Source organism: Paraburkholderia sp. GAS199 (assembly GCF_050436585.1).
In the GTDB taxonomy this organism is placed as follows: domain Bacteria; phylum Pseudomonadota; class Gammaproteobacteria; order Burkholderiales; family Burkholderiaceae; genus Paraburkholderia.
Window position 1 is genome coordinate 436,922 of the sequence record NZ_JBNDMM010000003.1, and the last position, 12,293, is coordinate 449,214.

Annotated in this window: 8 protein-coding genes; 4 read left to right on the forward strand and 4 right to left on the reverse strand. The window is 64.1% G+C overall.

The genetic code is table 11. From position 1 onward, the window contains the following. Window positions 1-98 precede the first annotated feature (98 nt). From P3T18_RS13665 to phnC, 4 genes are all read right to left on the reverse strand, one after another. The gene (locus P3T18_RS13665) at window positions 99-932 is read right to left on the reverse strand and encodes an EamA family transporter (protein ID WP_429300452.1); all 834 of its coding nucleotides are present in this window, start codon (window positions 930-932) and stop codon (window positions 99-101) included. A 184-nt stretch (window positions 933-1,116) separates the two neighbouring features. After that, window positions 1,117-1,962: a phosphonate ABC transporter, permease protein PhnE gene (phnE, locus tag P3T18_RS13670; RefSeq protein WP_429300453.1), complete on the reverse strand. Its 846-nt coding sequence runs from the start codon at window positions 1,960-1,962 to the stop codon at window positions 1,117-1,119. Next, a complete protein-coding gene (phnD, locus tag P3T18_RS13675; protein WP_429300454.1) occupies window positions 1,959-2,936 on the reverse strand; it encodes a phosphonate ABC transporter substrate-binding protein in 978 nt (325 codons plus the stop codon). The genes phnE and phnD overlap by 4 nt, the downstream gene beginning before the upstream one ends. Before the next feature lie 82 nt (window positions 2,937-3,018). Next, window positions 3,019-3,921, reverse strand: a complete 903-nt coding sequence (gene phnC / locus P3T18_RS13680; RefSeq protein ID WP_429300455.1) for a phosphonate ABC transporter ATP-binding protein — start codon at window positions 3,919-3,921, stop codon at window positions 3,019-3,021. A gap of 433 nt (window positions 3,922-4,354) precedes the next feature. On the opposite strand from phnC, the gene P3T18_RS13685 reads away from it, so the two are divergent. From P3T18_RS13685 to P3T18_RS13700, 4 genes are all read left to right on the forward strand, one after another. After that, window positions 4,355-5,392, forward strand: coding sequence for a M14 family zinc carboxypeptidase (locus P3T18_RS13685; RefSeq protein WP_429300456.1), 1,038 nt, complete (start codon window positions 4,355-4,357; stop codon window positions 5,390-5,392). Then, window positions 5,389-6,153, forward strand: a complete 765-nt coding sequence (locus P3T18_RS13690) for an alpha/beta fold hydrolase (RefSeq protein ID WP_429300457.1) — start codon at window positions 5,389-5,391, stop codon at window positions 6,151-6,153. The genes P3T18_RS13685 and P3T18_RS13690 overlap by 4 nt, the downstream gene beginning before the upstream one ends. Window positions 6,154-6,343: 190 nt before the next feature. After that, window positions 6,344-11,185, forward strand: coding sequence for an NAD-glutamate dehydrogenase (locus P3T18_RS13695; RefSeq protein WP_429300458.1), 4,842 nt, complete (start codon window positions 6,344-6,346; stop codon window positions 11,183-11,185). Between the two features lie 147 nt (window positions 11,186-11,332). Further along, window positions 11,333-12,238, forward strand: a complete 906-nt coding sequence (locus P3T18_RS13700; protein ID WP_429301095.1) for a cation diffusion facilitator family transporter — start codon at window positions 11,333-11,335, stop codon at window positions 12,236-12,238. Window positions 12,239-12,293: the final 55 nt, after the last annotated feature.

A 12,293-nucleotide genomic window follows, 5' to 3' on the forward strand; every position in this document is an offset into this window, starting at 1 on the left:
GCGGGGGCAGGCGCGGCTGAAAAACGCGCGGCTTCAGCACTCGCACGCAAAGCCGCACCTTATAACCGAGCCTTAACACCGCTCCGCAAGGCGTCCTCTCAAAGCCGGATCAGCACCGCGCCCAGCGTGACCAGCGCGCATGCCGCGATGCGCCGCTGCGTCAGCTTTTCGCGCATGAACAGCCAGCCGATCAATACCGCGAAGATCGAACTCATCTCGCGCAGCGCCGAGACCATGGCGATCGGCAGATAGCGATACGCCTCGATGATGAGGCAGTACGCGCTCAGCGCGAGCGCGCCGGACGCCATGCCCTTCAGACACATCGCGCGGCCGATGAACAGCCCTTTGGCGCCGCGCCAATACCAGGCGAACAGGAACTGCGGCACGTTCCAGATCAGATATACCCACATGATGTAGCTCAGACCGTTGCCCGCTTCGCGCGCGCCGAGGCCGTCGACGACCGAATACGCCGCGATGAAAAAGCCGGTCAGGAGCGCGAACGGCACGCTTTCGCCGGAGAAACGCATGCCGCGCCGGAACGCCAGCGAGACGATGCCGATCGACACCAGCGCGACGCCCGCCGCCGCGAGCGGTTTGAGCGCTTCGTGCGCGAATACCAGCGCGCCGGCGAACACCAGCATCGGCGAAAGGCCGCGCGCGATCGGATAGATCTGGCCGAAGTCGCCGCTGCGGTAGGCGCGGATCAATGCCAGCAGATAGCCGAATTCGAGCACCACCGAAGCGAAAATGTAGGGCCACGCGGCCGGCGCGGGCAGCGGCAGCACGACCACCCCGACCGCACTGACGGCAATGTACGGAATCGCCATCATGCCGAGCAGCCAGATGCGGTCTTCGGAGAGATGCAGAAACGCGTTCCAGGTAGCGTGAAGCAAGGCCGAGATCAGGACCAGCAGGACGACAAAGGTTTCCATCGACGGAGAGGCAAAGAAGGAGAGGCGGCCGCCGGATGGGCCGCAAGCCCATGATTATTCCAGCAGAACGCCGGAATCGAAGAGTGGACAACTAAAACGAAGGGGCTTTATGTGGAGAAAAGCGGCGGATTGTGGCGCCGCTTTTCTCCCCTTGTTCCCGCCTAGCGCGTGACGGCAAAAGGCTTCAGGTCACCCGTTCGCGCAACCAGGCGGAAGCCAGATCGATGGCCGTCACGACGACGATCACCATGATCATCACAGCGGCGGTCTGCGCGTAGTTGAACGAGCGGATCGCCTCGTACAGCACCACGCCGATGCCGCCCGCGCCGACCATGCCGACCACCATCGCCGAGCGCACGTTCGATTCGAAGCGATAGAGCGCGTACGAGATCCACAGCGGCAGCACCTGCGGCAGCACGGCGTAGATGATTTCGTCGAGACTGGTGGCGCCGGTTGCGCGCACACCTTCGGCCGGCCGTGGGTCGATGGCTTCGACCGCTTCGGCGAACAGCTTGGCGAGCACGCCGGTGGTATGCACCCACAGCGCCAGCACGCCGGCAAACGGACCGAGTCCGACGGCGACGATAAAGAGCATCGCGAAGACCATTTCGTTGATGGCGCGGCAGGCGTCCATCACGCGACGCATCGGCTGCACGATCCACGCGGGCGCCATGTTGTGCGCCGACATCAGCCCGCATGGTACCGCGCAGACCAGCGAGAGCGCCGTGCCCCACACTGCCACCGACAGCGTGACGTACATCTCGTGCAGATAGATGCGCCAGTCGGAGAAGTCGGGCGGGAAAAAGTCTTTGGCGAACTGGCCCATGTTGCCGGAATCGGACAGCAGATCCCACGGACGCATGTCGGCGCCGTGCCAGGCGCCGCCCAGCACGGCCAGCACCGCGATCCAGCTGACCAGCGACACCCAGCTGCGCTTGCCCGCCGGCGGCGCGACGCCGCGGCCTGCCTGCCGCCCGGCGAGCGCTTCGCTCGCGCGGGCAGGCGACGTGATCAGATCGACGCTGTTCATTGCTTGGCGACTTCGACGTTCAGCGCGTTCAGCTTCGCATCGAGCGCGGCGAGTTGCGACTTGCGGTCGTCGGCCGAGAGGTGCGTGTCGGCCTCGATCTTCTGTTTCTGCTGGAACAGGGCAACCTGACGGATCGGCAGAAGCTGCGCGTCGGACGAGGCAGCGAAGCCGCCGTAGCCGAAAATGGCCGCCATCACGGCTTTTTCGTGCGGATCGGTTTTGGCGTAGTTGACAAAGAAGTTACGCAGCTTGTCTTTGGTGGCTTGCGGCAGATCCTTGCGCCACACGATCGGGTCCGACGGAATCAGCGGCGAAGTCCACAGCACGCGCACCTGCGCGAACTTGTCCGGGTGCTGCTTTTGCAGCGTGTCGAGCATCTCGGTGTTGTTGGTCGCGATGTCCACCTTGTTGTTGACCACGGCCAGCAGATTCGCTTCGTGGCTCGACGGCAGCACGTTCTTGAACGAGGTATTGACCGGCGTGTTGTGTTTGGCGAACAGGTAATAGCCGGGAATCAGCGTGCCCGACGTGGAGTTCGGATCGCCGAAGCCGAGCGTGACGTCCTTCGTATTCTTGAATACGTCGTCGAGCGTCTTGAAGCGGCTGTTCACATTGGTGATCAGCACCGATTTGTAGCCCGCATCGCCGTTGGCGTACAGCACCTTGGCAAATACTTCGCCCTGCGAACGATCCACGGCTTCGATTGCCGCAGCGTTGCCGAGATAGGCGACCTGCACCTTGTTGAAGCGCATGCCTTCGATCATGCCGGCGTAGTCCGTCGCGAAGAACGCTTTCACGTTCAGGCCGGTCTGCTTGTTCATGTCGTTGATCAGCGGTTCCCAGCGCTGCTTGAGCACCGAGGAGGAATCGGTCGAGATGATGCCGAGGGACAGGTCTTCGGCCTGAGCGGAGGCGGCGCAGGCGAATGCGGCGGCGCCGACGGTCAGCGTAATCAGTGAACGCAGGAATTTCATCGGTTTGAGTCCGGTAAGGTGAACGAAACGGTGAACGTGAGAGATGAACGGTTGCGGCGCAGTCACGCCGCAACGTGTGTCGCTAGCTGGAGTGCGCCGGCTTGAGCGCGAACGCGTAGCGTGTCGAAGCCGGCGGGTTGGCTTCGTTCGGCAGCGTGCTGTCCGGTGCGGTGGCAGCGCCTTCTTCGCTGGACGTTTCTTCGTCGAGCAGTTCGCGGGCAGCGTCGCCGTAAAGCTTTTTCAGCAACGCGGGCGTGAGCGCCCCAGACGCGCCGTCGTACACCACCTTGCCGCCGCGCAACGCAATCGTGCGCGGGCAATACTGCATGGCGATATCCACCTGATGCAGCGACACCAGCACGGTCAATTGATGTTCGACGTTCAGCGTGCGCAGCATGTCCATCACGCGGCGCGACGATTCCGGATCGAGCGAGGCGATCGGTTCGTCGGCGAGCACGATGCGCGCGCGTTGTACCAGCGCGCGGGCGAGCGCGGCGCGTTGCTGTTGTCCGCCGGAAAGATTGGCGGCGCGCTCGCGTGCATGTTCGCCGATGCCGACTTCATCGAGCGCGGCCATCGACAGCGCCCGTTCGGCAACCGGAAAACGTCCGCTCAGTCGACGCCACAGCGGCAACCGCGCCAATGCGCCGATCAGCACGTTGCGCTCCACGCTGAGCCGGTTCACCAGATTGAATTGCTGAAACACGAAGCCGATATCGCGGCGAATGCTGCGCACTTCGCGCACGATCTTGCCGTTCTGCTGGATCGGCCGGCCGAGAATCGAGATCTGCGAAGGCTGGGCGTCCGATGCGGTGAAGCCTGCAATATGACGCAACAGTGTCGACTTGCCCGAGCCGGATGCGCCGATCAGGGCAACCATTTCACCGGGCGCCACACGCAGATCGATTTCGTCGAGCGCCTTGCGTCCGTTGCCGAAAGTCTTGCTCAGACGCTCGATACGGATCGCTTCGCGAATTGCTTCCATGAGTACCCCTTGATGCATCCGGCCAGTGCCGGCATGTGTGGGGCTTATTCTAGAAAGCGACTGTGACGGTTGAGTGAAGGCATCGCAACGTCTAGACGAATTTTGCCGCGGCGCGCTTGCAGCCGGAAAGATAAATTCGTGCTTTCGCGCGCTGTCGACGCGCATCGCCGTGCGTCATAAAGCGGGGACATAAAGCCGTGTCATCGAAATGACTTGATTGGCGGTCATGCGTGGCCGCGCACGCCAATTCGTAACGCCGGGCCGGGATTTGATACGATGCCTTTCGCGTCGCAGGCGCAAGAGAGCGGAACGGGGATCGCAATGCGAAAAACTACGCTGCACAGGCAAGACCGGGCAAGACACGACACGTGCGTGGCATCCGCTTTCGCATCCGCTTCCGCTTTCATTTCCGTGCGCGAGGCGATCTCTCGACATGTATAGCCTGCTGCCCGACAGTTTCGCGGAATACGAAGACCTCAAGGCCATCCTCGAGCAGGGCAGCGCCAGCTTCGAGATTCGCGCCGTGTGCGAGGCCGGCGTGCGCGGACGTCAATTCAACGTCTACACGGCCAGCATCGGTTCGACCGATCCGCTCGCGCCGGCCATCGGTTTCTTCGGCGGCATTCATGGACTCGAGCGGATCGGCTCGCAACTCGTGCTCGACTACATGCGCGCGCTGCTCGCGCGGCTCGAATGGGACGAGTTGCTGGTCCGTCAATTGCAGTCGATCCGCCTCATCTTCATGCCGATCGTCAACCCAGGCGGAATGTGGGCCGCGACGCGCGCCAATCCCAACGGCGTCGATCTGATGCGCAACGCCCCGCAGAACGCCGACGCGCGCGTCCCGCTGCTCGCCGGCGGTCAACGTGTCGGTGCGTGGTTGCCCTGGTATCGCGGACGCCCCGGCGAGCCGATGGAGACCGAAGCCGCCGCCTTGCTGAAAGTGGTCGAGGCCGAACTCGCCGTGCGGCCGCTGAGCATCGCGCTGGACTGTCATTCCGGTTACGGCTGGAGCGACAGCATCTGGTTTCCTTACGCGCGTACCCGCAAGCTCATGCCGCATCTGCCGGAAATGTACGTGCTGAAGACCATGTTCGAACGCGCGCATCCGCATCACGGTTACGCGTTCGAACCGCAAAGCCATCAATACCTGCTGCACGGCGACTTGTGGGACTTCGCCTACGACCGCGCGCCCGCCGCCAATGTGTTTTTGCCGATGACGCTCGAACTCGGCTCGTGGCTATGGATCAAGAAAAATCCACGGCAGCTGTTTTCGCGTCAGGGCATGTTCAATCCCGTGAAAGCGCATCGCACCGCGCGTGTGTTGCGGCGCCACGCCAACCTGCTGGACTTTCTCGCACGCGCTGCATTTTCGTCGCAACGCTGGCTGCCGCAGGGCAACCGCCGTGAGCAATTGCTGCAAAGCGCGATCGACCACTGGTACAAACCCGCCGAAGCGGACCCCGCATGAGCACGTGGATTCTGCTGCGCGGACTCACGCGCGAAACGCGTCACTGGGGGCGGCTTCCCGCGGCGCTACGCGAGGCGACCGGCGGCGATCGTCTGCTGCTGGTCGATCTGCCGGGGAACGGCGAGTTCAACGCATTGCGCGCGCCCGCCGACGTCGCGGATATGGTCGGCTTCGTGCGCAATGCTGCAGTGCAAAGCGGCGTGAGCGCGCCGTATCGCGTGCTGGCCATGTCGCTTGGCGGCATGGTCGCGACGGCCTGGGCGCAACGGCATCCGCCCGACATCGAACGTCTCGTGCTGATCAACACCAGCATGCGGCCGTTCAGCCGGATGCCGGAGCGGCTGCGTCCCTCGGCATGGCCCGCGCTGCTGGGCGTGGCGATGAACTGGCGCCATGCGCCGCGCGCCGAGGCTGCGATACACGGGTTGACGTGCAATAACGTCGAGACGCTCGGCGCCGATCTCGACCAATGGTCTGAAATACGCCGCAGCGCGCCGGTCAGCCGCGCCAATGCGCTGCGGCAACTGCTGGCCGCCGCGCGCTTCAGCGCGGGCGCCGAACCGCCGGCATGTCCCGTGCTGATCCTGTCTTCGCGCGGCGATCAACTGGTCAATCCGGTGTGTTCGGCGAGACTCGCCGTGGCCTGGGACGCGCAGCACGACGAGCACGCATGGGCGGGACACGACCTTCCACACGACGATCCGGCGTGGACGGCAGGGCGCGTGCGCGCGTGGCTGTCACAGTCAGCGGGTATAACCTGAGGGCCGCGAGGCTTCGCTTGCGCACAGGTAGGCGCATAATTCCCCTTCAGACGAAGCATGCGAATCGCGCAATACGAGGTTTGACAGGCAGGACCCCGGCACGTCCAGGCGAGTGAGACAGAAGCATGCCCGGACCGCGCGGGGAACACCACGCAACACTCGCCAATGCCGCCCGTCAGGGGAGTTCATCATGCAAGCGAAAAATGAAGAAGCCGTCACGCACCTGCTGAACGATGTCTTCGAGTTTGCTCGCGGCCGCTTACCCGAGCCGACCTTTGCGGTCATCGAGCCTTTCCTGCGTCACTATTACGATTTCGTGGACGCGGACGATCTGCAAAGCCGCACCATTGCCGACCTGTACGGCGCCGCGCTGGCGCATTGGCAGACCGCGCAGCGCTTCGTGCCGGGCAGCGAACGCCTGCGCGTCTACAACCCCATTCTCGAGCAGCACGGCTGGCATTCCGATCACACCGTGATCGAGATCGTCAACGACGACATGCCGTTTCTCGTCGATTCGGTGTCGATGGCCGTCAACCGGCTCGGGCTCGCGCTGCACTCGGTCGTGCATCCGGTGTTCCGCATCTGGCGCGGGCCGGACGGCAGCATCGTGCGCGTGAGCCAGGGTGCCGAAGAGGCCTCCGATTCGCGCTCGCAACTCGCCTCGTTCATCCATTTCGAAGTGGACCGCTGCGGCGACGCCGCCAGGCTCGACGCCTTGCGCGACGAGATTGCCCGCGTGCTGCGCGACGTGCGCGCCGCTGTCGAAGACTGGCCGAAGATCGTCGAACTCGCGCGCGTCACCATCAAGGGCATGAAGGCGGGCGAGGGCGGCCCGGAAGGGCTGGAGGCCCGCGCGTTTCTCGAATGGATGGTGGCCGACCACTTCACCTTTCTCGGCCAGCGCGATTACGAACTTGTACGGCACGACGTCGGCTACGGCCTGCGCGCCGTGCCGGGCTCGGGCCTCGGCATTCTGCGCGACGCGTTGCGTCCGGTCGGCGCCGCCGAAATCACGCCTTTGCCGGCGGCCGCCGCCGACATCATTGCCGGCGCCTCGCCGATCTTCCTGACCAAGGCCAATTCGCGCGCCACGGTACACCGGCCCGGTTATCTGGACTACGTGGGCATCAAGCTGACGGGCGCCGACGGCAAGGTGACGGGCGAGCGACGCTTCATCGGCCTTTATACGTCTACGGCCTATCTGGTTTCCGCCGCGGAGATTCCGATCGTGCGGCGCAAATGCGCGAACATCGTGCGGCGCGCCGGATTCCTGCCAAAAGGTCATCTCGCGAAATCGCTGGTGACGGTGCTCGAAACCTATCCGCGCGACGAACTGTTCCAGGCCGACGAAGACCAGCTCTACGATATCGCGCTCGGCGTGCTGCGTTTGCAGGAGCACCAGCGCACGCGGCTATTCGTGCGGCGCGACCGCTTCGATCGCTTCGTCTCGTGTCTCGTGTTCGTGCCGCGCGACAAGTACAACACGGATTTGCGGCAGCGCATTGCCAATCTGCTGGCCGACGCGTTCAACGGCGAGAGCGTCGAATTCACGCCGCTGCTTTCGGAGTCCACGCTGGCGCGGATTCATTTCGTCGTGCACGCGAAACCCGACGGCATGCCGAGCGTCGACGTGCGCGAACTCGAAGCGCGTCTCGTGCAGGTGTCGCGCCGCTGGCAGGACGACCTCGCCGATGCCTTGCTCGACGCGTACGGCGAAGAGCAGGGCAACCGTCTGCTGCAACATTACGCGGATTCGTTTCCCGCGGGCTATCGTGACGACTATCCCGCACGCACGGCGGTACGCGACATCGAGTTGATCGAGCGCGTGCAGGGCAGCGAGCGCCTCGCGATGAACCTGTACCGCCCGATCGAATCCGGGCCGCGTGCGTTCCGCTTCAAGGTGTACCGCGCGGGTTCGCCGATTGCGTTGTCGCGCAGCTTGCCGATGCTCGAACATCTCGGCGTGCGTGTGGACGAAGAACGGCCGTATCTGATCGAAGCAATCGGCGCAACGCCGGCGTGGATTCACGACTTCGGCCTCGAACTCGCGGACGACGCGGAATTCGATATCGAGCGCGTGAAAGACCTGTTCGAAGAAGCGTTCGAGCAGGTGTGGACCGGCACGATAGAAAGCGACGATTTCAACCGTCTCGTTCTGCGCGCGCAACTGAATGCCCGCGAAGTGACGATCTTGCGCGCCTACGCGAAGTATCTGCGGCAAGTGGGTTCCACGTTCAGCGACGCCTACATCGAGCGCGCTGTAACGGGCAATCCGTCGATCGCGCGCATGCTGGTCGAACTGTTCATCGCGCGCTTCAACCCGGCGCTCGGCGACACTCGCGAGGCCCATGTCGACGGCTGGCTGAAGACCATCGAGAGCGCGCTCGATCAGGTGCCCAATCTCGACGAAGACCGCATCTTGCGGCAGTTTCTCGGCGTCATCAACGCGACGCAGCGTACCAACTACTACCGCTTCGATTCCAGCGGACATCCGAAGCCGTATCTGTCGTTCAAGTTCAATCCGTCGCAGGTGCCCGGTTTGCCCGAGCCGAAGCCGATGTTCGAAATCTGGGTGTATTCGCCACGTGTGGAAGGCGTGCATCTGCGTGGCGGACGGGTGGCGCGCGGCGGACTGCGCTGGTCGGACCGGCGCGAAGACTTCCGCACGGAAGTGCTCGGTCTCATGAAAGCGCAGATGGTGAAGAACGTCGTGATCGTGCCGGTGGGATCGAAGGGCGGTTTCGTGGTCAAGAATCCGCCGCCGGTCACCGAACGCGATGCATGGATGCGCGAGGGCATTGCCTGCTATCAGACCTTCCTGCGCGGCCTGCTCGACCTCACCGACAATCTCGCCGGCACCGATGTCGTGCCGCCGCCCGACGTGGTGCGCCACGATCCCGACGATCCCTATCTGGTGGTCGCCGCCGACAAAGGCACGGCCACCTTCTCCGACTACGCCAACGCCATTTCGCAGGAATACGGCTTCTGGCTCGACGACGCCTTTGCGTCGGGCGGCTCGGTGGGTTACGACCACAAGAAGATGGCGATCACGGCGCGCGGCGCGTGGGAATCGGTCAAGCGGCACTTCCGCGAAATGGGCGTGGACACGCAGGCGACCGACTTCACGGTGGTGGGCGTGGGCGACATGTCGGGCGACGTGTTCGGCAACGGCATGCTGTTGTCACCGCATATCCGGCTCGTGGCCGCGTTCGATCACCGGCATATTTTTCTCGATCCGAATCCCGATCCCGCCGTGAGTCTTGCCGAACGCGGCCGGCTGTTCGTGATGGATCGATCGAGTTGGGCCGATTACGACCCCGCGCTGATTTCCGCGGGTGGCGGCGTGTTCCCGCGTACGGCCAAGACGATTCCCTTATCGCCCGCCGTGCAGACCGTGCTCGGTATCAGCGCGGCCGCACTCGCGCCGACCGAACTGATGCGCGCGATTTTGCAGGCGCCGGTCGATCTGCTCTATAACGGCGGGATCGGCACGTACGTGAAAGCGAGCCGCGAAACGCATCTGCAAGTGGGCGATCGCGCCAATGACGCGATCCGCGTGAACGGGGCCGATCTGCAGTGCAAGGTGGTGGCCGAAGGCGGCAATCTCGGCCTCACGCAACTCGGACGCATCGAGTTCGCGCAGCGCGGCGGCCGCATCAACACCGACGCGATCGATAACTCGGCCGGTGTGGATTGTTCGGACCACGAAGTCAACATCAAGATTCTGCTCGGCCTCGTGGTGTCGGACGGCGAGATGACCGAGAAGCAGCGCAATGCGCTGCTCGCCGAAATGACCGATGAAGTCGGCCTGCTCGTGTTGCAGGACAACTACTATCAGACTCAGGCGCTCTCCATTGCCGGGCGCTACGGCGTCGAACTGCTCGATGCCGAAGCCCGTCTGATGCGCTATCTGGAACGCGCTGGCCGGCTCAATCGCGTGATCGAATTCCTGCCGACCGATGATGAAGTCACCGAACGCATGGCGGCCAAGCAGGGGCTCACCACGCCGGAGCGCGCGGTGTTGCTGGCGTACAGCAAGATGTGGCTGTACGACGCGCTGCTCGATTCGCCGATGCCGGAAGACCCGCTGGTCGCCGACATGCTGGTGGAGTACTTTCCGAAGCCGTTGCGTCAGCGTTTCAGCGAACCGATGCAACGCCATCCGTTGCGGCGTGAAATTCTCGCCACGCATCTCACCAACGCGCTCGTGAACCGCGTGGGCTGCGAGTTCGTACACCGCCTCATGGAGGAGACCGACGCGCAGCCGGGCGCGATCGTTCGCGCGTGCATCATGGCGCGCGACGTGTTCGATCTCGACGACGTCTGGCGCAGCATCGACGCGCTCGACAATCGCGTGGCGGACGATGTTCAGGCGCGCATGTTCGTCGAAGTCGCGCGGCTCGTCGAACGGTCGGCGCTGTGGTTCCTGCGGCAGTTGCAGACCGGCGCGGTCGGCGACGGCGACGTTGCCGGGCTGCTCGCGCGCTGCCGCGATGCGGCCCAGCGGCTCGCGCCGCAATGGCCCTCTCTGTTGCCCGCCGCGGACATGGAGGCGCTCTCGGAGCGCCAACGCGTGCTCGTGGATGCCGGCGTGGATAGCGAACTGGCCGTGCGCATCGCCAGCGGCGAAATATCGGCGGCGTTGCTCGATATCGCCGAGGTGGCGTCCACGTGCGGGCGCAGTATCGAACTCGTGGCAGGCGTCTATTTCGCGCTCGGCACCTTGCTGAACTACAGCTGGATCAGCGAGCGCGCCGCTGCGCTGCCCGCGCCCACGCATTGGGACATGCTGGCGCGCGCCACGGCGCTGGCCGAGTTGGCACGGCTCAAGCGCGCGCTGACCACCAGCGCGCTCGCCGATGCCGACGAGGCTTCCACACCCGAAGCGCTGGTCGAGCAATGGCGCGAGCGCCGTGCCGCGCAACTCGAACGCTATGGCCGGCTGCTCGCCGACCTGCGCGCGACGGGCGGCGCGAGTCTGTCGATGCTGCTCGTGATCGTGCGGGAAATGGCGGCGCTGGAGCGGGTATAAGGCGAGTGACGTGAAGACGGGCAGGGCCAACCGGAGCCTGATTGGGTTTCGGTTGGACGCATGCCGCCCGGCATGTCCATAATACGGGCTGATGCCGACCGAAAGCTCGACGAAAACTTCACCCACACTCACGCCCTCTCCACGACGATGAAAGAAGAATCGCCGAAAGCCATTTTTTACGCGCTCGCCGCCAATCTCGGCATTGCCGTCTGCAAGTTCGCGGCCGCCGCGTTTACCGGTTCCGGCTCGATGTTCGCCGAGGCTATTCATTCCACCGCCGATTGCGGCAATCAGCTTCTCCTGCTGTTCGGCCTGCGCGAGGCGCGCAAGCCGGCGAGTCCGCTGCATCCGATGGGCAGCGGGCGAGAGATCAATTTTTATTCGCTGCTGGTGGCGTTGTTGCTGTTCTTCGTCGGCGGCGCGTTCTCGGTGTACGAGGGCATCCATCGGCTGTTCGCGCGCGAGCCGCTGCAATACGCGTATGTCGCGCTGGGCGTGCTCGGCGTTTCCGTCGTGCTCGAAGCGCTCTCGCTGTGGGGCGCGGTGAAGGAAATCCGCAAGACGCATCCCGAGAAAAGCATGTGGCGCTGGTTCCGCGAAACGCGCGAGTCCGATCTGCTGGTGGTGGCCGGTGAAGATATCGCGGCGCTGGCGGGCCTGGCCATGGCCTTCGTGGCGGTGCTGATGACCATGGTGACCGGCAATCCCGTCTACGACGCGCTGGGGTCGATCGGCGTGGGTCTATTGCTGATGGTGATTGCGTGGCTCGTGGCGCGCGAGGTGAAGTCGATGCTCGTCGGCGAATCGGCGAGTCCGGAAGTGCGCCGCGCAATCGAAGCGCATTTGCGTGCGCGTAGCGAGATTCGCAGCATCATCAACATGATTACGCTGCAATGGGGACGCCACGTGGTGGTGGCGGTTCAGGCGGAAATGATCGATTACGCGAGCGGCCGTGCGATGGTCGACGCGATCAACGTGATCGAAGCCGATCTGCAGGCCGCGTTTCCGCAGGTGCGCTGGGTGTTTTTCGAGCCGGACGTGCCGCGCGCCTGAGGGGCGCTTCGATGGGTGTTTCGATGTGCATTTCGATGCGCGTGGTGAATTGGAG